The 23,679-nt window shown below is 50.6% G+C and carries 18 protein-coding genes and 1 pseudogene; 6 read left to right on the forward strand and 13 right to left on the reverse strand.

All coding sequences use genetic code 11. The features are described 5' to 3' along the window. Positions 1-622: 622 nt before the first annotated feature. The 3 genes from TY10_RS20160 to TY10_RS20170 form a co-directional block, all read right to left on the reverse strand. Positions 623-877, reverse strand: a complete 255-nt coding sequence (locus TY10_RS20160; protein ID WP_042167403.1) for a hypothetical protein — start codon at positions 875-877, stop codon at positions 623-625. Between the two features lie 116 nt (positions 878-993). Next, positions 994-2,373 carry an NADP-specific glutamate dehydrogenase gene (gene gdhA / locus TY10_RS20165; RefSeq protein ID WP_042167405.1) on the reverse strand — a complete coding sequence of 460 codons (1,380 nt, stop codon included), beginning with the start codon at positions 2,371-2,373 and terminating at the stop codon, positions 994-996. A gap of 561 nt (positions 2,374-2,934) precedes the next feature. Further along, entirely contained in the window at positions 2,935-3,966 is a 1,032-nt protein-coding gene (locus TY10_RS20170) for a diaminopimelate dehydrogenase (protein ID WP_238327813.1), read from the reverse strand. Positions 3,967-4,122: 156 nt separating this feature from the next. Between TY10_RS20170 and TY10_RS20175 the strand changes: the two genes are divergently transcribed. Beyond that, on the forward strand, positions 4,123-4,929 hold the full coding sequence (locus TY10_RS20175) for a 3'-5' exonuclease (RefSeq protein WP_042167408.1): 807 nt from the start codon (positions 4,123-4,125) through the stop codon (positions 4,927-4,929). Positions 4,930-5,016: 87 nt separating this feature from the next. Here TY10_RS20175 and hisA read toward each other — a convergent pair whose 3' ends face one another. Next, positions 5,017-5,778 carry a phosphoribosylformimino-5-aminoimidazole carboxamide ribotide isomerase gene (gene hisA / locus TY10_RS20180; protein WP_042167411.1) on the reverse strand — a complete coding sequence of 254 codons (762 nt, stop codon included), beginning with the start codon at positions 5,776-5,778 and terminating at the stop codon, positions 5,017-5,019. A 168-nt stretch (positions 5,779-5,946) separates the two neighbouring features. Between hisA and TY10_RS20185 the strand changes: the two genes are divergently transcribed. Continuing rightward, positions 5,947-6,840 (forward strand): DMT family transporter, encoded by an 894-nt coding sequence (locus TY10_RS20185; protein ID WP_042167436.1) that lies wholly within the window; start codon positions 5,947-5,949, stop codon positions 6,838-6,840. 80 nt (positions 6,841-6,920) lie between these two features. On the opposite strand, the gene TY10_RS30825 is transcribed toward TY10_RS20185, so the two are convergent. From TY10_RS30825 to TY10_RS20205, 4 genes are all read right to left on the reverse strand, one after another. Further along, positions 6,921-7,331: a hypothetical protein gene (locus TY10_RS30825; RefSeq protein ID WP_162160649.1), complete on the reverse strand. Its 411-nt coding sequence runs from the start codon at positions 7,329-7,331 to the stop codon at positions 6,921-6,923. Positions 7,332-7,579: 248 nt separating this feature from the next. Continuing rightward, positions 7,580-8,662, reverse strand: a complete 1,083-nt coding sequence (locus TY10_RS20195) for an SIS domain-containing protein (RefSeq protein WP_042167438.1) — start codon at positions 8,660-8,662, stop codon at positions 7,580-7,582. Next, positions 8,662-11,112 carry a glycoside hydrolase family 9 protein gene (locus TY10_RS20200; RefSeq protein WP_042167417.1) on the reverse strand — a complete coding sequence of 817 codons (2,451 nt, stop codon included), beginning with the start codon at positions 11,110-11,112 and terminating at the stop codon, positions 8,662-8,664. The genes TY10_RS20195 and TY10_RS20200 overlap by 1 nt, the downstream gene beginning before the upstream one ends. Continuing rightward, entirely contained in the window at positions 11,105-12,097 is a 993-nt protein-coding gene (locus TY10_RS20205; RefSeq protein WP_238327815.1) for an ROK family protein, read from the reverse strand. Before TY10_RS20205 ends, TY10_RS20200 begins: the two co-directional genes overlap by 8 nt. A 256-nt stretch (positions 12,098-12,353) precedes the next feature. Here TY10_RS20205 and TY10_RS20210 point away from each other — a divergent pair, with 256 nt between their 5' ends. Next, on the forward strand, positions 12,354-13,418 hold the full coding sequence (locus TY10_RS20210; RefSeq protein WP_042167419.1) for a LacI family DNA-binding transcriptional regulator: 1,065 nt from the start codon (positions 12,354-12,356) through the stop codon (positions 13,416-13,418). A 110-nt stretch (positions 13,419-13,528) separates the two neighbouring features. On the opposite strand, the pseudogene murI reads toward TY10_RS20210, so the two are convergent. Continuing rightward, positions 13,529-14,303: pseudogene (gene murI / locus TY10_RS20215) on the reverse strand (glutamate racemase). Between the two features lie 127 nt (positions 14,304-14,430). After that, positions 14,431-15,402, reverse strand: a complete 972-nt coding sequence (gene rbsK / locus TY10_RS20220) for a ribokinase (protein WP_337588376.1) — start codon at positions 15,400-15,402, stop codon at positions 14,431-14,433. A 195-nt stretch (positions 15,403-15,597) separates the two neighbouring features. On the opposite strand from rbsK, the gene TY10_RS20225 reads away from it, so the two are divergent. Together TY10_RS20225 and TY10_RS20230 are read left to right on the forward strand one after the other, a co-directional pair. Next, the gene (locus tag TY10_RS20225; RefSeq protein ID WP_042167421.1) at positions 15,598-16,353 is read left to right on the forward strand and encodes an exodeoxyribonuclease III; all 756 of its coding nucleotides are present in this window, start codon (positions 15,598-15,600) and stop codon (positions 16,351-16,353) included. A 224-nt stretch (positions 16,354-16,577) separates the two neighbouring features. Further along, on the forward strand, positions 16,578-17,582 hold the full coding sequence (locus tag TY10_RS20230) for an ABC transporter substrate-binding protein (RefSeq protein ID WP_042167423.1): 1,005 nt from the start codon (positions 16,578-16,580) through the stop codon (positions 17,580-17,582). A 490-nt stretch (positions 17,583-18,072) separates the two neighbouring features. Here TY10_RS20230 and TY10_RS20235 read toward each other — a convergent pair whose 3' ends face one another. The 3 genes from TY10_RS20235 to TY10_RS20245 all read right to left on the reverse strand — a co-directional run bounded on the left by TY10_RS20235 (position 18,073) and on the right by TY10_RS20245 (position 21,317). Then, positions 18,073-18,903: an energy-coupling factor transporter transmembrane component T family protein gene (locus TY10_RS20235; protein ID WP_042167425.1), complete on the reverse strand. Its 831-nt coding sequence runs from the start codon at positions 18,901-18,903 to the stop codon at positions 18,073-18,075. Then, the gene (locus TY10_RS20240) at positions 18,900-20,612 is read right to left on the reverse strand and encodes an ABC transporter ATP-binding protein (RefSeq protein ID WP_042167427.1); all 1,713 of its coding nucleotides are present in this window, start codon (positions 20,610-20,612) and stop codon (positions 18,900-18,902) included. The genes TY10_RS20235 and TY10_RS20240 overlap by 4 nt, the downstream gene beginning before the upstream one ends. 144 nt (positions 20,613-20,756) lie before the next feature. Next, positions 20,757-21,317, reverse strand: a complete 561-nt coding sequence (locus tag TY10_RS20245) for an ECF-type riboflavin transporter substrate-binding protein (RefSeq protein WP_042167429.1) — start codon at positions 21,315-21,317, stop codon at positions 20,757-20,759. A 398-nt stretch (positions 21,318-21,715) separates the two neighbouring features. On the opposite strand from TY10_RS20245, the gene TY10_RS20250 reads away from it, so the two are divergent. Next, positions 21,716-23,677 carry an amidase family protein gene (locus TY10_RS20250; protein ID WP_042167431.1) on the forward strand — a complete coding sequence of 654 codons (1,962 nt, stop codon included), beginning with the start codon at positions 21,716-21,718 and terminating at the stop codon, positions 23,675-23,677. Positions 23,678-23,679: the final 2 nt, after the last annotated feature.

Raw genomic sequence — 23,679 nt, forward strand, 5'->3', positions numbered from 1 at the left:
TTCATAGCCTCTGGAGCGAATCCAGCTTCTCTATTTAGCGAAGCTGCTTCGCTACTGCCACCAGACTGACTCCTATCTAGCAAATAGCGAAGCGAACTTTGTTACAGCCGACGAACCAGATTCGACATTGCATTTAGCGAACCGGGTTCGCAATATAGCGAAGTCAACTTCGCTACCACTAGCCAACCTACACTGATTAAACGTGCAGCGAACCTTTTTTCGCTATTCGTGAACCAAGGTTCATGGATAGCGAAGCCAGCTTCGCAAATCCCATTTCACACCCTCTAATGAGCTTCTGGAGCGAATCCAGCTTCTCTATTTAGCGAAGCTGCTTCGCTGTAGGCGTCTTACTGGCTCTGACACAACCTTTAGCGAATCAGATTCGCTATTTAAAGAAGTAAACTTCACTACAACCACCCAGCCAGCTTCAATACTGCATTTAGCGAACCAGGTTCGCAATATAGCGAAGTCAACTTCGCTGCCACCAACCACCCTACAATGATCACAACGTACAGCGAACCTTTTTTCGCTATTCGAGAACCAAGGTTCATGGATAGCGAAGCCAGCTTCGCAAATGCCATTTCACCCCCTCTAATGAGCTTCTGGAGCGAATCCAGCTTCTCTATTTAGCGAAGCCGCTTCGCTGGAGGCGGCTTACTGGCTCTGACATCACCTTTAGCGAATCAGATTCGCTATTTAAATAAGTAAACTTCGCTACAGCCGACCGGCCAGCTTCAACATTGCATATAGCCATCCGGGTACGTAATATAACGATACGAACTTCGCTTCCGCTGCCCCAGCTTGGCCACCATGTCAGCTGCGATACGGTCATTGTGACACGCTTGCTGACACGACTTTCGACACATTCGCCAAACACTCGCTAACGCGCTCCGCTCATTAACCCCGCCAACACGCCAAACGCAAAAAAGGACCGTATCTAATGGCATCTCAGCCAATAGATACGGTCCTTTCATTTCTTGCAATACGTATATTTTACACAACGCCTTGGGATACCATTGCGTTGGCAACACGCATGAAGCCTGCGATGTTAGCGCCAACTACGAGGTTGCCCGGGTAGCCGAATTCATCGGCTGCTTTTACGCTGTTGTCGTAGATGTTTTTCATGATGACATGCAGTTTAGCGTCAACCTCTTCAAAAGTCCAGGACAAACGCATGCTGTTTTGCGACATTTCCAGCGAGGAAACCGCTACACCGCCTGCATTGGCAGCTTTTGCTGGTCCAAACAGTACGTCGTTTTTCAGGAATACGTCAATCGCTTCCAGCGTCGAAGGCATGTTTGCACCTTCACCAATTGCTTTTACGCCGCCTTCAATCAGCTTAGCTGCATCATTTTCGTCGATTTCGTTTTGCGTTGCGCAAGGAAGCGCAATATCACATGCAACCGACCAGATGCCTTGGCAGCCTTCCACATAAACCGCATTCGGATGCTCTTTTACATAATCGCTAATCCGTTTGCGCTCTTCTTCTTTCAGACGCTTAACTGTATCCAGCTTGATACCGTCTTCGTCGATGATGTAACCGTTGGAGTCGCTGCAAGCAACGACATGAGCGCCCAACTGCTGCGCTTTTTCGATTGCATAGATCGATACGTTACCGGAACCGGATACAACTACCCGGCTGCCGTTGAAGCTAAGTCCTTTGGAAGCGAGCATTTCTTGTACGAAGTATACAGTACCGTAACCTGTAGCTTCTTTACGCGCCAAGCTGCCGCCGTAGCCAAGACCTTTACCTGTAAGCACGCCAGCTTCGTGTCCGCCGCGAATACGCTTGTATTGACCGAACATGTAGCCGATCTCACGAGCGCCAACACCGATATCGCCTGCCGGTACGTCAACGTCTGGTCCAAGGTATTTGTATAGCTCCGTCATAAAGCTTTGCGTAAAGCGCATGATTTCGTTGTCCGATTTGCCTTTAGGATCAAAATCGGAGCCGCCTTTACCGCCACCGATCGGTTGGCCGGTCAAGCTGTTTTTGAAAATTTGCTCGAAGCCCAAAAACTTGATAATGCTGGCATTAACGGAAGGATGGAAACGCAGACCGCCCTTGTATGGACCAAGTGCGCTGTTGAACTGTACGCGGTAGCCGCGGTTGACTTGTACTTTACCTTTGTCGTCAACCCAAGGTACGCGGAAATACACGACACGCTCTGGCTCGGAGATTCTTTCCAGGATACCAAGCTCCATAAGCTGGGGCTGCTTTTCAAACACTGGAATAAGCGAATCTACGATTTCTTTCACCGCTTGGAGAAACTCAGGCTCATGGTGATTGCGTTTGGAGATCGTCTCAAAAACCGATTGCACGTATTTTTTTGCCGTCGCTTGTTGTTCAGTTACCGCTGTTGTCAAGGTCATCAACACTCCTTATTTGGCTGGCTCACGAGTCATTTGCACTTTTTGAAGATACTTTGTACTCTGTTGCATAAATACTAAAACATATATATTCTGACATGCCAATAAAAATTATTTTTTACCTTGATTAATTCGTTCTATAACCTGACATCGTTCGGCTTTACTAAAGGATTTGAAACGCTTTCAAACATTTACAATTCCTAAAATTTAAATATTTTAAGATAGTTGAGCGAGCCTAAAATCAAGCCCCTTAAGGGCTGCCAATGGAAATGTAAGGAAACCTCCCCCCATCAAAAACTAAAAACCGANGTTTTCCCCTCATTTTTCTCCCTGAACATAGTCAATTGACGCAATCTAATCTGCAAACCCCAGCCCAAAATTTAATTTCCCACACCAAAAACGATGATTTTAACAAATCAAAATTAAAAAACTAGAACTATAAAGCTAACATGCAAAACAAAGCCACATGACTATGTAAGCCCTTCTAACGCATAAAAAGCCTTGTCCCGGAATTTCCGTGGACAAGGCTCTTCTCGATGCCTGATATTCTGCTTCCCCTCTGGATTACAGAAGGTCGCGGCGAAGCTCTTCAGCCGATTTAGGCGACAGGTAGCCGATCGGCAGATCGAAGATTGTTTTCGCCCCAGTGCCGCCTTCTTGGCTGATACGGTATCCCGCACGCGCGCAAGCGACAAGAACGCTGGCTGTGAATTCTGGATTGCTCTCCAGCTTCAAGCCAAACTCGATGATTTGCTTCGTGTTTTCACCTGTAACGCCGCTGCGGATAACAAAGCCGCCATGCGGCATGCCTTGGTGCTCGGCTTTCAGCTGCTCTTCAGTGATGAAGTTAACCGTTGTATCGTAATCGGCAAAATAGTTCTCCATCGTCACGATTGCTTGACGAATTTGCTCCAGATCCGCGCCTTCTTCAGCTACAACGTAGCAGTCTCTCAAGTGCTTCTCGCGCGTCTCAAGCTCTGGCGTTTCGCCGGAACGGATACGATCGATGACAGCTTGTACAGGCACCGTGTATTGAACGCCGGCTTTCACACCCGGTACGCGGCGAATCGCGTCGGAGTGGCCTTGGCTGACGCCTTTGCCCCAGAACGTATAGTCTTTGCCTTCTGGCAGAATAGCTTCCGCGAGCAGACGGTTGAGCGAGAACAAGCCTGGATCCCAGCCAGTCGAAATGACGCTGAGCGTGCCCGCTTGCTTAGCTGCTGCATTAACGGACTCGTAAAACTCAGGAATTTTAGCATGCGTATCAAAGCTGTCAACCGTATTGAACATGCTCGCCAATACCGGCGTTTGCTCTGGGAGGTCTGTTGCCGAACCGCCGCAAAGAATCATGACATCGATGATTCCTTTATACGTCTCAGCAGCGGAGATGTGCTCGAATTTCGCGCCTCCGCCTGTGCTTTGAAGCTGGTCTGGCTGTCTGCGTGTAAAGATCGCTGTCAGCTCCATATCCGGATTTTGAGCGATCGCTTTTTCGACGCCTTTCCCCAGGTTTCCATATCCTACAATGCCGATCTTGATCGCTTTTTTGCATAAATAATCCTCCTCCAATGGTGTAAATAACCGCAGTGATTCCACCTTCTAAGTATATAGATGCGACATGGGATGTAAACTATGGATTGGCTTTTTTCTAAAAATTTAATCAAAAAAAAGGCACTAAAATCGTCAAATTTAGTGCTTCCCCCAGCCTGTTGTGGTAAAATAAAAGATAGTCATTTATTCGGGGGTAAAACGATGGATTATATCGTACTAGATATCGAGTTCAACGGCCGCAAGTTCGCGAGCGAGCTGCCTATGGAAGTCATCGAGATCGGCGCTGTCCGCCTCAATTCGGAATTGCGTCAGACGGATGAATTTTCAGCTTTAATCAAGCCGGTTTACTTTTCCAAGCTGAATAGCTTCATCAAGAAAAAAACAGGCATTCCGCAAGAGGATATCGACCGCGCCAGCGGATTTAAAAAAGTAATTGCCGATTTTATCGCATGGCTGGGCCGGAGCGAAGAAGAAATTCTGTTGCTCACCTGGGGCGGCGAGGATTTGAAGCGCATCGTCTATGACACGCGCATGCACAAGCTAGACGACAGCTTCTGGATGTCTGCCTACTATTTCGACCTGCTTAAAGGTTATCTGCGTTATAAAAACGTCACGAACGACGTCAGTGTGGAAGCTGCCCTGCAGGATCTGGAGATCACTTCTGAGGGCACGGCGCACCGGGCGCTTGACGACGCACGCATGACGGCGGATGTATTCCGGGCCGTGTTCCAGGACCTCGATTTCGAGCGGAAGCAGCTGTACAAGGATACATACACCAACGCGAAGGAAAGACGCATGGTTAAAAATGCAGTCCGCACGCTGATGGCGCAAAAAACAGCCCCGACCTGGGAGCTGTTCCACGACAAATACTTGAAAGATAAGGTCGTATTGACCGACCTGCGTAAAATCGTCGAGCTGCGCGAATGCTTTGACGCCGAGTTGGTAAAAGCGCAGCAGAAGCCGCAAAAAGCGCCGGCAGCCGCTGCCGATTCCGTAACTGCAAATTAAGAGAGCTGCCCGTAAAAAAAGAGTCAACCGCTTCAGGCGCAATATACTTGTGCGCAGCGGCTGACTCTCTTTTTTTTCTCATCTGATTTATTGAATCGAAGACGAATAGGCAACGACTTGATCGTAGGACAGATTGCCGCCGAAAATATCCAAAGCACTGCCGACCGTAATGTCCAGCTTGCCGACCGACAACCGCCGGAACAATTCGAGATCTTCCATGGAGCGCGCTCCGCCCGCATAAGTAGTCGGGATCGTTACCCACTCTGCAAGCTGCTGAACGAGGCTTTCCAGAATGCCTGTCCGCTTTCCTTCTACATCCACCGCATGGATAAGAAATTCGCTGCAATACGACTCCAGCTCCCGCAAGTTCGCTTCATTCACGACAAGGCTGCTGAACGTACGCCATTGATTCGTGACGACATGCCATTCCCCGTCCCGCTGCTTGCAGCTGAGATCAATGACGAGCCTGTCCTTGCCGACCTCCGAGACAATCCGTCTCAGACTGTCCCAATCCAGTTCGCCGTCGCGAAAAATCGAAGACGTCACGATGACCTGTGAGGCTCCCTGCTCCAGATAAAAGGCTGCGTTCTCGGCTTTGATACCGCCTCCAAGCTGCAGGCCTCCCGGGTAGGCGCGCAGCGCTTGAACCGCCGCTTCCTCGTTACCGCCGCCCAGCATAATGACATGGCCGCCTGTTAAAGCGTCCCGTTTGAACATATTAGCGTAATAAGCCGAGTCATGCTCCGATACGAAATTTTCCACAACCTGCTGCGGATTCGCATCGAGCGTCTCCCCGACGATTTGCTTCACCTTACCGCTGTGCAGATCGATACATGGCCTGAACTTCATCCAATCTCCTCTTTCCCGACATGTTCTGCTCCTATTGTAACAGAATTGCCGCTTTTCGTTGAGCGGCTCGCGAAATTACCATTTGCAACGGGCTTTCCCCGTGTAGTAGTATTACAGGCGAAGTTCATCCCGTCTGGAGTGTTATCGTCATTGGAAACTGCACAAAACATGAACCGCAGCGTCAAACTTTTCACCACACATGAGCTGCTTTTTATAATCGGTATTATCGGCATTTCGTTCTCGTCGATTTTCGTCCGCTGGTCGGAGGCCGACGTTGCCGTCATTGCGATGTACCGCTTGTACCTGACCAACCTTCTGCTGCTCCCCTTCGTCTGGAAGTATCGCAGCAGCATGTTCCATCTAAGCGCCCGGCAATGGCTCTGGCTAGCCGCTTCCGGGGTTATGCTGGCGCTACACTTCCTGCTCTGGATGGCCAGCCTCCGGCTGACAACTGTCGCCAGCTCTACCGTAATTCTTACGCTTGAGCCTGTATTCGTCATGATCGGCTCCTACTTCCTGTTCCGGACAAAAGCGAACCGGATGATGCTGCTCGGCATGGGCATCGCCTTAATCGGCTCGGTCGTGATCGGTTCGAGCGATTTCGGACTGTCGCCGCAGGCGCTGCTAGGCGATTTGTTGTCACTGCTTGGTGCGGCCGCCGTCGCCGTCCATATGCTTATCGGCAAGGAGCTGCGCAAGGACGTGAATGCCTTCGCCTATAATTTCTGGGTGTTTCTCTTTGCAGCAACGTCGCTTGCGTTATACAACCTCGTCCAAGGCAACGCCTTCGGCGGCTACAGCAGCAAGGAATGGGGCATTTTTCTGCTGCTGGCGATCGTGCCGACGCTTTTCGGCCACTATTTGTTCAATTGGCTGCTGCAATACATGAAGGCTGCCGCTGTATCGATGTCCGTACTTGGCGAGCCGGTCATTGCTTCGCTGCTCGCGTGGATGCTGCTGAAGGAGCCGCTGACCGGCTACCAGCTTGGCGCGGGACTGTTCATCCTGTTCGGCGTGTGGCTGTTCATCCGCTTCGGCAAAGAGAAGGAGCCGGCTGGCTGAAGCCTAGAGGCATAATCCTTCTTCCGCAAAGTGAAGCGTAACAGCTCCCTTATGCATGAAACGCAATAGACTCTTTTCCGCTACATGGTGCGGATGCAATCCTGCCGCGTCTTCAGAATGGCACAGCGAATAGCTGTCTTTCCTCCGGCAAAAGGCAGCCTGCTCCCGATTCCTGATTCCCAGTGCTCGGATGTGATCCGGCAAGAGGTGCCCGGTCGCCTAGCGAACAAAATGCGGAAGTGCATTTTTGTTCGTCGAAAAAGGCCGTTTACGCACATCAAAATGTAAAAGTGCATTTGGATCGGCCAGTTTTGCCTGAAATCGGCGTTCGAAGCCGAATCAACCTGCAGATTTGCATTTTGAGCGGCTTTTTGGGCGAAAAAAGCAAAATCAAAATGCACTTTTGCATTTTGATGCTGCAAACGGCGGTGTAGCGGTGCATTCGTTGGCTTCGTGGACTTTGCGGGCTTCATGGGTTTCATGGGTTTCATGGGTTTTATGGGCTTTCATGGGTTTCATGGGTTTCATGGGTTTCATGGGTTTCATGGGTTTCATGGGTTTCATGGGTTTCATGGGTTTCATGGGTTTCATGGGTTTCATGGGTTTCATGGGCAGTATGATGTACATGCTTCCCATGTTGCATAACCCGCGTAGCGCACATGCAGTGAAACACAAAGAGGACCCATTCAACCGCTGTCAGCGGGAATGTGGTCCTTTTCTTTTTGCAATCCAGCAGGGTCTAAGCGTAGTCACCTGGCTGCGTTTTGCTCCGCATCGCCATGCCGAAGTCGGTGTAGATCCGGTTGGTCAGGTCGATGCCGCGGCCGCCGGCGATATGATGCGCCAATATTTGAAACGGAATGATCAGTGCAAGCGGCGCTTGGAATTCATCTAGCTCGACGCCCAGACCCAGCGTACGTTCCTCCGAGGATGCAGCCAGCTTAACGGTATACGTATACGGCGTAATCCGGCTTTCATAGCTGCGCAGCAGCTCCAGCCGCTCTTTCACAGCGCTTTCTGTCTCCAAGAAAAAGATCCGGTGCTCAGGGTTCACTTCCAAGTACGGGCCATGCATGAACGCCTCTAGCTCAATACCCTGCGATGGCATCCGTACCGTCTCGCAAAACTTCGTCTCGATCTCCTTGATCGTTCCGACGGCAGGGCCGCTGCCCACAGCGGTAAAACGCGGAGCGCTAACGAATTCAGACTGGTAGCGCTCATAGAACGCTTCTGTCCCCGCAATAATCGACGGAATAGCCGCTGCCATTCCTCGGAATGCAGCAAGCTGCCCCTCCACCTCCGCTGTACTCACTTTCCCTTTCCGCTCGCCCAGATGAAGCCCTGCCAGCATAAGCGTCAACACAGTAGCTGTGAAGCCTTTCGTCACGTATCCGACCCGCTCTTTGCCGCAGCCGATATCTACCGTCACATCCGCTGTTTCTGAGATCGCGCTTCCCGTATCGCTCGCCAAGGCGATGGTGGCAATGTCCCGCTCCCCGCGCACGTGCTGCAAGGCGCCAATCGTCGAGGTGCTCTGCCCGCTCTGGGAAATGCCCAGCGCCAGATCAATGTGTGGCGACAGCCGATCGTAATGAGTGAAGTGGAACGGCTCCTTCACTTCGATCCGGACATCCGCCCATTTCTCGATATAATATTTGGCGCTAAGCGCCGCATTATAGCTGGAGCCTGTGGCGAAAGCGAGCCAGTCAGTTTTGTCCAGCGCAGCATCCGCGAAAGCGCGGACATTGTCCGGATAACTCGCCAGAATGCTCTCCACCATCTCCTGCTCCTCAAGAATATAAGTCATCATCGTTGGCTTCATCATCGTGATCCCTCGCTTTTCTTATCGATGGCATAGAGATCGGCTACGATCGACAGCCATTTGCCGGCGTTGCCTGTCCATACCTCTTTGTAGGTTGCATTGTTGAATTGCGGCCAATACGGCTCATCCTCATTACCCCACGTTTGAATGCCCACCGGGATTTCCCCTGTCATCTCTCCGCCGAGTACCGAATACTGCTGCGCGTAGCGGTAGCCTTCACCATGCATAAGAGACTGGGCGAACGGGTTTTTCCCGACAATCCATTGAAGCTGTCCCTCTGCAATGCCAATCAGCTCCGCATCACCCAAGTAAGCGCCAGCCAGCGAAGCCGCCTTACCTGTTGAGAGCAGAATTGCATTGTTGCCCCGGAAAGAGAACCAAGCCGGGAAACGACGCAAATAATAGGAGTCGTTCAGCTTAACGCCATGTCCGAGCTGCACGCCATAATCTTCACGCGCCCGTTCATCCGTCAGCAGATGCTGATGGCCGAAGCTTTGCTCATCGAGATGCTCGTCAACGTGATAGACCCCGCTCGAAATCATTGGATATGGCGCCGTATAGGCGGCCAGCTTTTTCAGATAATCGCCGTAGCTTTCAATGGATTCCTGCCAGCGTCCGGCATCCTCATGCCCCGGCTGCGTCTCGCGAATCGCGACCAGAGCAAGCAAATACAGATGCTCCCTAGCCTGATGATTGAAATGCTGCACTACTTTCTTCTCCGGATTACGGTAAAAGAAACCGGCTATCGTCGTTCCGTCATCCAGCGAGAGACCGCTCAGCTCCTGACTTTCCATCACATAGCTGATGAATTTCGCGGCATGGACAGCATAACGCTCGTCCCCCGTCGTACGATACAGCATCGAAGCGGTCCATGAAGCGGTAGCCATGTACAAGCTCTCCGAGGTCTGATACGTATGCTCCCAGAAAATCGGCTTCTGGCCGATGCCATGCTTGGCAAATTCCGTCATCGCAAATTCGAAGTCTTCTTCGGCGAAGTGCAGCAGCCGTTCAGCCAAAGCCGGATTTACCGTTTTGAGCCGCTCATGAATATAAGCCTCAATACCGGCCAGATAGAAATTCTCATAGGCCTGGTTGTGAACGCGCGCCTCCGCGTCATCCATATTGCCGATGCGGCCGTCCGTCCAGCGGGTAATGCCGGCGCTAGTCGCGCGGTAACCATCGCCAAAACGCGTCTTCAACAGGAAGTCCAGTCCCCATTCGCCTTCCTCGATCAGACGCAAATACAAATCTCCGTCCAGTCCCTCGACCTTCTCCGCCATCTCAAAAAGCGCAAACGTCACTTCAGCCGTCTGAACAGTCTGTTGGGATACGTCTCCCGCATCATGCCAGCCGCCGTTATAGGAGAGTACCGTTCCCTCATGCCTTGCGACGATATCGGCATGGCAGCTGCCATGAATACCCGGAACGGGATAACCGCAGCGCTCGCAAAAAATAAAATTTAGCGATTTCCACACCGAGGACTGCCAGACTTCCGCCGCACTCCCAATCGCGAAGTTTTCTGTACGAAGCTCTCCCGCTTGCAGCCAGTACAGGCCGCTCTCCGAGAACGCGGAGAAATCATACGTCTCAAACCGCCCTATTCCAGTATCGATATATCCAATTGGAGCCGTATAAGCAATCTCGTCGCTTCCGGCGTGCTTCAAGCAGAAATGAGCTTCCTCACGACCCGCACCTGCACCCGAACCCTCACCCTTAGCCGTATCAGCAGCCGAAAATGCTGTTTTCGCACCGGATTGGTTGTAGCCGCTATGCGAATAAATGATATCGCCGGCCTTTGGCGTCCAGCCTTTGGAGATTTCATGACCGGCTACTTTCTCCAGCCTAACTGCGCGCAGTGTCAGCTCCATCCGGTCACCCGTTGCACGGTCTTTCCCGTTCAAGTAATAGCCTACTTCGAGCTCCGTCACAGCATCTCTTGGCAGCTCGCGGATTTCCAGATGAATCACGTTCCATTGCCTGTTTTTCAAGTTGACGCCATGATAGCCTTCGCGATGATAAATATCCGGTATCGCAATTACGCCCTCGTTCTTAAACTTCATGTACAAATACGTATTCGGTACGCCGGGAAAATCCGGATAAACCTCGATCGTAATCCGGTTGTAGTCCTCCCAGTTAGCGCGGTCAAATGGCTTAACCATCGAAGCTATGCCGAAATTGACGTAATCTCCGTCAGCAGGCGCTCCTTCCGGCCAATGCGGCATTAGCGTTGGAGAGCTTAACGTTACCGCCTGCCCTTCCGTGAAGGTTAACGTACCTGGACCACGGTGAATCCAGTTGGAGCTCTCCCCCGAGCCCTCGCCAAAAAGCGCTAGCTCCGCCAGCACCGGCTCCGCCTTCTGCTTATGCTCCAACGAACGTCCCTCATATAGCGGCAGCGGCCGGTGAAGATAGCCTGACCTCACAATATCCTCCAATAACTGCTTATCCACGATTCTTCATCTCCTCTCCGTTTCGTTGGCTGGCACGCCAACCGGCCAACGCGGCACCCGCCAAGCCGACCTCTGTCGTCGCTTGCTTCGTCTGTACGAGCTGATGAGCGACAAATCGCATCGTCTTTGGATTCAAGTATGATTGCACCCGTCCGGCAAAATAATCGTTTTTCACCACGCCGCCGCCCAACACGATTGTATCCGGGTCGCTGACGCGTACCAGATTCATCACTAGCGCTGCGAGCGCTTTGGCTGCATCCTCGCTCACCTTCAGCGCAAGCTCATCGCCGCCCTGAGCAGCTTCGAATATCACCGCTGCAGCAACTCTTTCGCCGCCTGTTGGTTCCGGCAACGCAGTTCCCGGATACTGGTTCCTGAGTGCTGTCACCCGTTCATGAAGCCCCAAGCCCGATGCGATCCGCTCCACGCAGCCTTTGCGTCCGCAGCCGCAAGCAACATCACTATCCATAGAAACGACCATATGGCCGATCTCCCCGGAGTTAAAGCTGGCACCATTCACATAGTGCCCTTCTGCCACCATCCCGGCAGCTATGCCTGTACCTACGTTGAGGTAGATAAAATTTTGCGATTCTTTGCCCCACCCAAATTGCTGTTCCGCTTTCGTGGCGCATGCGACGTCGTTGTCGATGCCGCATGTCAGACCGTAACGCTGCTCAATAATGCCTCGTACATCGAGTACCTCCGTCTTGCCCGGCTCGATTTCGATCCATATGCCCCGCTTCTCGTCCACCCGTCCCACGAGACCGATGCCGATTGCGAGCTGCTTTTTCGCTTGAAATCCTATCGTTCCTTTATAATCGTCTATTGCCCGTATAATGGCTGCTAGCGCAACCGACTGTGTTGTCGTATCACTGGCGTAGGATTTGATGCCCAGAACTTCTCCGTCCGGCGTAACCTCGCCCACAACGATGCTGGTTCCTCCCAGATCGACCGCCAGAACGGATTCCGAAATCTCTGTAATCAAAGTGATGCACCTCCTGATATTTTGGTAACGTTACCAAATAGAAAAATAAAAATGCTGTCACTGCAAACATTATCAGACGAAAAATAGACTGTCAATCGTAATATTTCACGTCATTAACAGCTGTTTCATCCATCCTCATTGATAACCCCGATTATTCATCAATTGATTTGGTAACGATACCAAATTCCTGTTGCAGTCATCGTCAAGTTGCGTTAGAATCGAAGCATCGGCTAGCAAGCTTAAAGGATGTGGCATTTTGAAAAGCAAGATAACCATTACGGAAATTGCCGAGAAAAGCGGCGTCTCCGTCTCCACCGTATCGCGAGTGCTGAACAACAGCCCTTCCGTATCGCCCAAGAAACGGGAGCGGATTCAGCAGGTTATAGACGAATACGGCTATACACCGAGCATTTTCGCCAGAGGCATGATTAATCATAAAACGAAAAACATCGGGGTCATTTTGCCCGACATTACGAACCCCTACTTCGCGTCCCTCTTCCTGCAGGTGGAGAGCTTTGCTCTCAAAAATCATTACGCAACGCTGTTGTTTAACACGATGTTCTCGCGGAATGCTGACCGCTATGACGAAACCATTGCAGAAGAGGACTATTTCAAAATCATTCTGGAGAAGCAAGTCGACGGCGTTCTCATACTAGGCGGCCAAATCGACAAGGAAGAGGTTCCTGCCTCGTTCATTGAAGCGCTCAACCAGCTCCATCGGCAGGTGCCGGTCGTCATTATGGGCTCCAAGATCGAAGGCTGCAACTGTCTATTCGTAGAGCGGAATTTGAAGCAGGGCGTGACGTCACTCGTCCATCACTTTATCGCTCTTGGCCATGAGCGTATTGGCTTTGTTGGCGGCGAGCCGGGCATTCGCATCACGACCTCGCGGATCGAGGCTTTCACACAATCTATGAAGGCGCTCGGTCAAGCTGTGCAGCCCTCATACATCGTCCCGTCCGACTACTACGCGCCTGATGGCTATGCTGCTACGATACAGCTACTGGACAGCAATACCAATAGGCTGCCAACAGCCGTCATCGCGATGAACGATATGGTCGCTATCGGCGCCATGCGCGCACTGAAAGATCGCGGACTGTCATGCCCGGAGCACATGGCTATCGCGAGCTGTGACCAATTTCAGCAGAGCGACTACAGCATCCCGCGCCTGACCTCCATGGACCAGCATAATGAATATTTAGGGCGGATGGCTGTGCTGCAATTAATCAGCGCCATCAACGGCTCGGATGAAACGATCAGCCTCAACCATTCGCCGGAGCTTATTGTTCGCGAATCCTGCGGCGCTGCTAACAGACGATAATGCTTCGCTTTGCATCCACCACCAACCCGTCAACATACAAGAAGCCGCCAGCGCATATCCATACTCGCTGGCGCTTCTTGTATGTTGCACTGCCCTATAGCAGCATCATGCTAATCGTTCAACTCCCGGACAAAAGCGAGCGCTGTCTGCATTTTATCCAAATAAGCAGGCTCATTGCCCGAGCACATAAAACTGACGCGTCCGGTACCGTTATGTGCGATGCCGGATCTGGTCAGCAAGGCTGACAGCCTGCGAACCGTACCCGCATTGCCGTCAACAATCTGAATATGCGGAGGCAGAAGCTCCCGCAGCACACTTTTTGTAAAAAGGATAATGCGTGCATCCTAGCACGATAATACCGTAATCGTCCAAATTATAATCTGCCAGCTTCTCGCGGAAATATTGCGCCATCACTTCTTTATCAAACTGCAAATTCTCGCAGTAACGCACCAGCTCCGGAAGCGGCAGCGAATCGACGATGCCGCCCTCGTCTACACGTGAGACGAGCGCGTAATATTTCGGCAGCTGAAGCGTGAGCGGCGTCGCGAATACGAGCACTCTTTTGCCCGTAGCATGGTTCATCTCTACTGCAGGCTTCACAGCCGGCTCCATGCCGACGATAGGCAGCGAGTATACCTCTCTCAGCTCATTCACCGCAATGCTTGTCGCCGTATTGCAAGCGACGACAAGCGCGTCGATTCCCCGCTCCATCATCATGCTGACAGAATTCATTACGTAAGCTTTAACATCATCTTTCTCTTTCGTGCCATAAGGAACATGAAGCGTGTCCGCCATATACAAATAATCCTGTGCAGGGAGCCGCCGCAGCGCTTCGGCAAGCACGGAAAGGCCGCCGATCCCCGAGTCGAAAAAACCGATTGTCATCGTATCATCGATTCCTAACCTATGTAGTCGCAAACTCTATTCCAGCATATTACGAATACGTCCATCCGGCAAGACCCGACTATGGCAATTCCCCTACCAAATACGGGGATTTGAAAATTCTAATTTATTAGCGGCCTTCAAAAGCTTGCACGTCCGCCATCAGCGGCATGCCGTCCTGCGCCCCGAACTTCGTAACTGCAAGCGCCGACACCTTCGATGCCAGTGCGGCAGCAGCTTGAATATCTTCGCCGATCGACAGCGCATAGGCCAGCCCAGCATTATAGGCATCGCCTGCTCCCGTCGTATCAACGACTGGTACGGTATAAGCCGACTGGGAATGAAGCTCTCCGCCGCGCTGCTTGAATACTGCACCGTCTCCGCCAAGCGTCGTGACGACCGTATCCGGCCCCATTGCCAGCATGGCATCCATCGCAAGCTCCAGCTCGCCTTCCGAAGCGCTAAGCCCTGTCAGCAGCTCAAGCTCGGAGCGGTTAGGCGTAATTACATCGACGCAATCGAGCAGCTCTTGCGGCAGCTTTTGCGCAGGTGCAGGGTTTAGAATGACCCGCTTGCCATGCTTCTTCGCCAGCACGGCTGCGGCTGTCACCGTCTCCAGCGGAATTTCGAGCTGCAGCAATACGGTATCTGCGACCGCGATGACCGGCTCGAGCGCCGCCGCATGCTCCGGCAGACACTGCGCGTTAGCACCCGGTACGATAACGATCATATTGTCGTCCGGCGACACCATAATGGAGGCAATACCCGTCGATTCTCCCTCTAACTGCCGTACCTGGCTGTGATCGACACCGCTGTTATGGAGCGATTCCAGCAGCTCCTTACCAAAAGCATCGCCCCCGACAGCTCCCGCCATCGTCGTGCGTGCACCAAGACGCGCCGCCGCAACGGCTTGATTGGCTCCTTTTCCGCCTGGAACAAAATGCGCCTCGCGGCCAGTCAACGTTTCTCCGTGCACCGGAAAACGATCCATTTGTACAACAATATCCATATTCAAGCTTCCTATTACTACAATATGTGGCTGATTCATTTTATCCCGCATCCCTTCTGCTTCCATAACAACTGCTTGTATGTACAGCTTCATAGTACGAATGCCGCTTATGTTTGTCAAACGCGCTGCTGTGCGGATAGCTGCTTAATCTCCCCGATCTCCGGTTAAAGCTATCATCAAGGAGGTTCATTCCCCTTCCTATTTCTCCCTCTATTCTATCAGAACATGCTTCAGGGTTTGTATGTTACACTAGAATCAACATGATAGATGGTAAGGAGACAAATGCGAATGAAGCTCGTATCTTGGAACGTAAACGGCCTGCGGGCCTGCGTCAACAAAGGATTCATCGAATATTTCAAAGAAGCGGACGCTGATATTTTCTGCGTGCAGGAGACTAAGCTGCAAGAAGGGCAAATCACTCTGGAGATTGGCGAGGAGTATGAGCAATTCTGGAACTATGCGGAGAAAAGGGGCTACTCCGGCACTGCCGTTTTCACCCGGGTGAAGCCATTGTCGGTACGATACGGCCTGGAAGAGGACTACGAATCTGAGGGACGAATCGTTGCGCTCGAATTCGAAGGCTTTTATCTCGTCAACGTATATACGCCGAATGCTCGGCGCGATCTCTCGCGTCTGGAGCTGCGGCTGGAATGGGAAGACCGGTTCCGCACCTTTTTGCTGGAATTGGACAAGCAGAAGCCGGTTATCGTCTGCGGCGATCTGAACGTCGCCCATGAAGAGATCGATCTGAAAAATCCGAAGCCAAATCTCGGCAACTCCGGGTTTACACTGGAGGAACGCGGTAAAATGACCGAGCTGCTCCAATCCGGCTTCACCGACTCCTTCCGCCATCTTCATCCTGAAAGGACGGACGCCTACAGCTGGTGGTCCTACATGCCGAAGGTACGGGAGCGTAATGTAGGGTGGCGTATCGATTATTTCCTCGTTTCTTCTCCATTACAGCCTGCTATCGTTAGCGCAGATATTGAGCCTCATATTACTGGCAGCGATCACTGCCCGGTGACGCTTACGATTGAACTATAATTTTGTATGGATGGGACAGCTCCGGTTATGATACCGGGCTGTTCTTTTTTATTGCCTGCTTATTTACTTCACTAGACACCCCCTTCTAGGACACTCACTGTTCCTTTTCCTTTCAGTAGACAACTCAAATGATATTTGTTATCATTCATTTGATAATGATTCGCAATATCATGTACTGCGTTAATCGAAACGGCATTCAATTGATAAACTGGAGGGTTCCACCTGTGCACAACAAAAAAACATTACTAACTCTCGCCGCTCTGCTGCTCGTGCTGACGGCCATCGTATCCGCCTGCGGATCGAACAATTCAAAGGGCAGCAACACTTCTGCCAACAATAGCGGGAGCACGGCTGCACCTGCGGCTACTGACGCTCCGCCAGCGGAAGGGCAATTCCGCACTTATAAAACCGACAAAGGCGACATCCAAATCCCGGTTAAGCCGCAACGGATCGTAACAGATTACTACGGCGGCGAGCTGCTGACAGTAGGCGCCAACGTGGTTGGCGTAGAGCCAACCACGTTCGACAATCCGTTCCTGAAAGATATGTTGAAGGACGCCAAAGAAGTTGGCGCACCGATTAATGCGGAAAAGGCGCTTGATCTGAAGCCTGACCTCATCGTTGTGATGTACGACGAAAGCTACGAGGCGCTTTCCAAGATCGCCCCTACGCTTCATATTCCATATGGTACGACCAGCAACATTTCCGAAGCGGTGAAGCTGTTCGGCGACATCGTTGGCGCACCGGAGAAAGCCGATGAATTCCTTGCCAACTTTGATAAAAAGGCAGCGGAAGGACGCGAGAAGCTGAAGGGTATCATCGACGAGAACGCAACCTTTGGCTTATATGAGCTGACAGACAAAGGCGAGCTGTGGGTATTCGGTGACAATGCCGGACGAGGCGGCCAAGCGGTCTATAATGCACTGAATCTTAAAATGCCGGAGAAAATTTCCACAGATAAAGCAACGACGCAGCTTTCCCTTGAAGTGCTGCCGGAATATGCAGCCGACTATATGTTCCTGACGACGTACGATCCGGAGAAAAAAGGCGAAGAGATCGAGAAGCTGAAAAACTCCCCAGTCTGGAAAAACCTTGACGCGTCGAAGAACAACACGATCTTCTACAACGATTTTGATACCTTCTATCGCTATGATCCGATTGCGATTACCGGCCAAATTGACATGATCGTTGATATGCTGATCGCCAGAAGTGAAGAGAACAAAAAATAGAACTTATCAGGCAAAGAGGCCGTCCCCATGGGACGGCCTCTTTGCTGTAGGGAAGGATTGCACTTTTTCTAAGGGCTGAGCCTCCATACGCGTTGTCGCGTCGTACCAACATACATTTGTTTTAGCATGGCTCCCCTGCACTCTGCCACATCACACATCGTTTGTGCACTGTACTGTGTGTCGCACAACGACTGCACCGGCAGCGCCAGCCTGCCTTTCCCTCCCTGCACATTGAACAAAATGCAAAAATACAGTTTGCAAGCCTTAAAACGAGCCAAAAATGGCTCTCAAAATGCAAAAGTGCATTTGAAATCACTGTATTTCGGCCAAACGGGCTGTTTTCAGCCAATCAACATGCACTTTAGCATTTTGAGGCGGGTAATCAGCGTTTTCGCCGCTCATAACGTGCACTTTTACATTTTGATTCGCGATGCCGCCGTCTATAGCGAATCTATTTCTCTAAAAAGCTAAAACTCGCTAAACAGTAAATTCAAACAAAAGGATTATAAAACCGGGAACCATTGCTGACAGCCAGCGCAATCGACACCGCCACTACAATTACAATGACGGCAAGCGCGGCATAGTCCCGGGCAGTGAACGGCTTTGCATTGTACCAGGTTCTGCGCTTATGACGGCCGAAGCCGCGCAGCTCCATAGCCGCGCTTACCACCTCAATTCTCTCCACGCTGGAAAGAGTGAGCGGCAGCAGGATAGCAACGACGTTTTTCAGCCGCTTGAACAGCTTCTCTTTTCGCGATGTATCGAGTCCCCGTGCTTGCGCAGAAAAGGAAATATTCTGATAGTCACGCTGAATATCAGGGATATAGCGCATCGCCAGCGCTACGGCGTACGATATTTTATAGCTGACCCCGATCCGGTTGAGCGACGCTGCAAATTCGCTAGGGTCTGTGGTGAGAATAAATAATAGGGCAATCGGAACGACAGTCAAATACTTCAGCATAATGTTGAACTGGTAGAACAACTGCTCCAGCGTTACACTGTACCAGCCCACTATATGGAACAGTTCATGAGTAGTTCCGTATATTTTATTGCCCTCATGCGGGGAAAATAAAAAGATAGCGATATGATTGAGTAGAAAGAAAAACAGTATCAAATAGAGCACAAACGAGTAATCTTGATATTTTACCTTCGATAGCGCGAACATGATTAAGCTGAACAGAAACATCACAAGCAGGCTGCGCGTATCATACGTAATCATGGAAACAACGGACCATAGGGCAAAAAAGATAAGCTTCGTCGAGCCTGTCAGCCGGTGAATCGGAGAGTCGAGACGCTTGTAGCTTAGCATTTGTACCTTCATCTGCCCCTCACCCTCCGGTCATACGAAATAAATCGGCTGACAAACTCCCGCGGCTCTGGAAGCCCGGCCCGCTTAGCCAATTCAAAGACGGACGTTTCTTTTAAATCAGCAGCTTCTACAATAGAGGCATCTGTCAAAATACGGGCAGGCGTATCGTCAGCCAGCTTCTTGCCGTCCGCCAAAACAATCGTCCGATCCGCATACTCCAGCATCAAGTGCATGTCATGCGTGATCATCACTACAGTCATACCCTCCCGGTTCAACGTCCGCAAAAACTCCATCATTTCATTGTAATGTTTAAAATCCTGGCCCGCCGTTGGCTCATCCAAAATCATAACCTCCGGCTCCAGCACAAGAATCGATGCGATGGTGACACGTTTCTTTTGCCCGAAACTTAACGCAGATATGGGCCAATTACGGAACGGGTACAGCCCGCATATTTTCAACACCTGATGAACGCGCCGCTGAAGCTCTTCCCCTGTTACGCCGCGCACCTGCAGCCCAAGCGCCACTTCATCAAAAATTTGCGTTTTAGAAATCATATGGTTCGGATTTTGCATAACGAAACCGATTCGCTCAGCACGTTCCTTGATGGTATCGGAGCGCATATCCGCTCCCTTATACTTCAGCTTGCCAGAGCTCGGCCGGTAAAATCCGCAAATCAGCTTGGAGAGCGTTGATTTGCCCGCCCCATTTTTACCAACGATGCTGACCATTTCTCCTTTATTAATGCGGAGGGAGACATGCTGCAAAATAAGAGCATCCGGCTCGTAACCGAAAGATAAATCTTCGATCTCTAGCAAAGGTGAACATTCCTGCGAATGCACCTCCTCCGGTTGAGTATCCTGCCAAGCTTGCAGCTTCGCCGAGCACTGATCGGCCTGAAGCTCATCGATCCGCTCCAGTTTCATCTCTTCCCGCAGCTCGCAGCCTGCATATTTCAACGCAGTTATATAAAGCGGCTCGCGAATCCCCGTCTGCCCCAGCAATTCGGAACGAAGCAGTTCGCTTGCGGGCTGATCGGCAATGACACGCCCTTCCTGCATGACGATAATCCGGTCAACGTTACGGTGTAATACATCCTCAAGCCGATGCTCAATAATGATCACCGTCTTATCCATTTCCCGATGTACACGGTCGATCAGTTCAATCGCAAGTTTACCTGTATGAGGATCCAAGTTGGCAAGTGGCTCGTCAAACAACAAGATGCTCGCATCGCTCACAAGCACACCTCCGAGTGAAGTGCGCTGCTTCTGGCCGCCGGACAAATTTTGCGGGGCATCGCCTAAATGCTTGTCCATACCAACAGCTAATGCCGCTGCCGCCACTCTACGATGGATTTCTCCCTGCTCTACCGCTTCGTTTTCCAGCTTAAAGGCGATGTCCTCGGCTACTGTCAATCCGACAAACTGGCCATCAGGATCCTGAAGCACCGTTCCGACCATTTCGGAGAGTTCAAATAGGCCGAGTCCCTTTAACGGCTGGCCCAGAACGAAAGCGGAGCCGCTGCTCTCACCTGAATAAAACGCAGGGACTAGTCCATTCATGCAATGGCCTAGGGTGCTTTTGCCGGAGCCTGAAGGACCAACGATCAGCACCTTCTCCCCCTCATATACGGTGAGGTTAATCCCGCGAAGTGTAGGTTCTGCTTGTGCCCGATATTGAAAACTAAAATCTTCAAATTGGATGACTGGTTTTCTTTCACTCATGTCAGCTACCTCTTCATCGTTGAAAAATAGGAAAGCCGGTGCATTTCACCGGCTTTCGCGCTTAACCTATATCATTGAAACGTTCCGATCAGTCTAGACTTATGACGATTAAATATGCAGGTATGACCGAAGGGATCTATCCGTCTACACTTCTTTCGTTAAACTCCCCTGCTTCGTTCTCGTTCGGGAATAGGCGAGCAGCAGCAGCGTGCCGATAATCCCTACTGCTAAAATATTGCTTCCGCCAGCCACAACCCCTTGCGCGAACACCTTATTAACAGGCTCAGCATAGAAGAAAATATCCAAGAACGGCGCAACAACAAGCCATGCAATAACGTTCGCAACGATTTGGAACAGGTTGAATTTCAAAATTTGCTGCCACCTGAATTGACCATCCTCAATCTTTAATCTGCCGGACGCCAGACCAATAATGAGCCCAACAACCGCAGATGCGATGACCCAACTGAACCACGGTGTTCCATAAAAAATCGCATCTTTCAGCGTATGACCGATCAATCCCACCAATACGCCAGCAATCGGACCGTAAAGCACTGCAATAAGCGCAAGCAGTGCGTAGGTCGTTTCAATATTCGTATCGGGAATTCCGGACGGGATAGATCCGAATCTTCCCAATATGACGAATAATGGCGATCCGATACCTACTGCAACAAAAGTACTGATCGATATTCCGTTTCTTTTGGCCATTTCCTCTTCCTCCTAACGGTGTATAAATACCTACCTATTTAATCGTTCAATCGTCTCTTGCGAGTTATTATATATCGGAATACTTGGAATTACAAAGACTTTTTTATCGGGATTATAAAAATTGATTATGATTATTACGGCCCACTACATAATGTCAGATTATATAACATAAATGAATCTGTTTTTTAATGATTTAAATGAGATTCCTTGATTTTACGTTAATTTATATAACATAATAGTTAATTAAAGAGAAATGAAGAGAAAAGGGAAGATTCACAGAGGGAATGCTGTACTACCTTCCTTTTTCTATTGAATTTAAGTATTGCCCATTCTATTAATCTACTACTATAATCAATTCAATGTTAGAATATATTACATAAAGGAATGGGGCATACTTCATGAACAAACAACTACGATGGACCCGGAAAGCAGCCTTTGCCATTGTGACAAGCGTCATGCTGGCGACAGCGCCACTCTCCGCATTCGCAGCAACACCCTCCACGACAGCAGCAGTCGCTGTATACACAGGGGATGCAGCTAAGGCTATTGCTCTTCAATTTGGATCTGAGAGCAATGCCAAAAGCAAGCTCGTGACCTCTTCCGAGCTCAGCGCTATTTTCAACAAGGCCGCAAAAGCTGCAGGAGGCACTCAAAGCTTCAAGCTGAAGAACAGTGACTCCGTAACCCGTAAAGATGCTGCAACGTTAATTGCAGAGACGCTAAAGCTGCCTCCTAAACCTGAATCCTACAAAGACGTGCCGGATAAAGAAGCCTATGCTTCAGCTATTGGTGCAGTGTCCTCCTTCCAAATTATGACCGGCTCAACTGCAGATCGTTTTAATCCATCAGGTAAGCTTACTTATGAGCAAGCCTACGCGCTCTCTTATCGAATCTATGATTATATTAAACCGTTCGAATTGGTAGAAGCGACGATCAGCTCTATCCAAAAAGCAGTCGACCAAGAAAAGCTCACCTACGAAGGGCTTGTTCAACAGTATCTGGACCGAATTGCAAAGTATGATGATCAGAACGCATCGATCAACGCTCTTATCACCATCAACCCAAAAGCGCTTGAAATCGCTAGAGGACTCGATAAGGAACGCAAAGAGAAAGGCAAACGCAGCTCGCTGCATGGCATTCCTATTATCGTGAAGGACAACTTCGATACCAGTGACATGCCTACAACCGCTGGCTGCCTTTGCTTGAAGGATTCAATTCCTAAGGAAGATGCCGATCAAGTCGCACTGCTGAAAAAGCAAGGAGCGATCATTCTCGCCAAAGCCAATCTGCATGAATTTGCGTTTGGCATTACGACAGAAAGCTCGCTTGGCGGACAAACGCTCAATCCGTACGCGCTTGATCACTATCCAGGCGGATCGAGCGGCGGCACTGGCGCTTCTATCGCCGCGAACTTCGCACTCGCAGGACTTGGCACCGACACTGGCGGTTCGATTCGCATTCCATCTTCATTCAACAGCCTTGTCGGCATCCGTCCAACTGTCGGACTGTCCAGCCGTGATGGAATCATCCCGCTCGCACTGACGCAGGACGTTGGCGGCCCAATGGCTCGCACCGTAACCGACGCAGCAATACTGCTGGATGCTACAGCCGGCTATGATAAAGACGATGTTGCAACTGCTTATGCAGTTGGACATATTCCAAGCAGCTATACTAACTATCTCGATGTGAACGGATTAAAAGGAGCCCGTATTGGCGTAGCGGTAGAATTGCTGCCTGAGACCGCAGCAGAGAAGCCGGTAACCGACATCGTGAAAGCAGCGATTAAGGATATCGAGAGACTGGGCGGTACGGCTGTTCCGATTGAAATTCCAAACATCAAAACGCTGCTCGGCTACCCTAGCTTGAGCGGCTACGAATTCAAGTTTCAGCTGAATGAATACTTGGCTGAGCTTGGCGATAGAGCACCGTATCACACACTGACAGAAATTATTGATTCCGGCCAAGTTCTTAAATCGCAGCTGGAATCTATGAAAACCCGTAACGCAAGAACAGAGCTGGAAACCCAAGAGTACAAAGACATTATTTTATACCGTACGAAGCAAAACCGCGATGCCATGCTGAAGCTGATGGCCGACAATAACCTAGACGCTATCGTATATCCTTCTACGAGCCAGACAGCTGCTAAAATCGGTGAAGGACAAAATGCCGGCGTCAACAATCGCCTCAGCGCATTCACAGGCTTCCCTGCTATTTCCGTTCCGGCGGGCTTTACCCCTGAAGGGCTGCCTGTAGGCATCGAATTTATGGCACGCTCCTTCGACGAACCGACACTCATTAAGCTGGCTTACGCTTATGAGCAAGGCACGCATAACCGCAAAGCACCTGTTTTGCTTCCTTAAAA

The sequence above is a fragment of the Paenibacillus gorillae genome (assembly GCF_000513275.1).
Lineage (GTDB): Bacteria > Bacillota > Bacilli > Paenibacillales > Paenibacillaceae > Pristimantibacillus > Pristimantibacillus gorillae.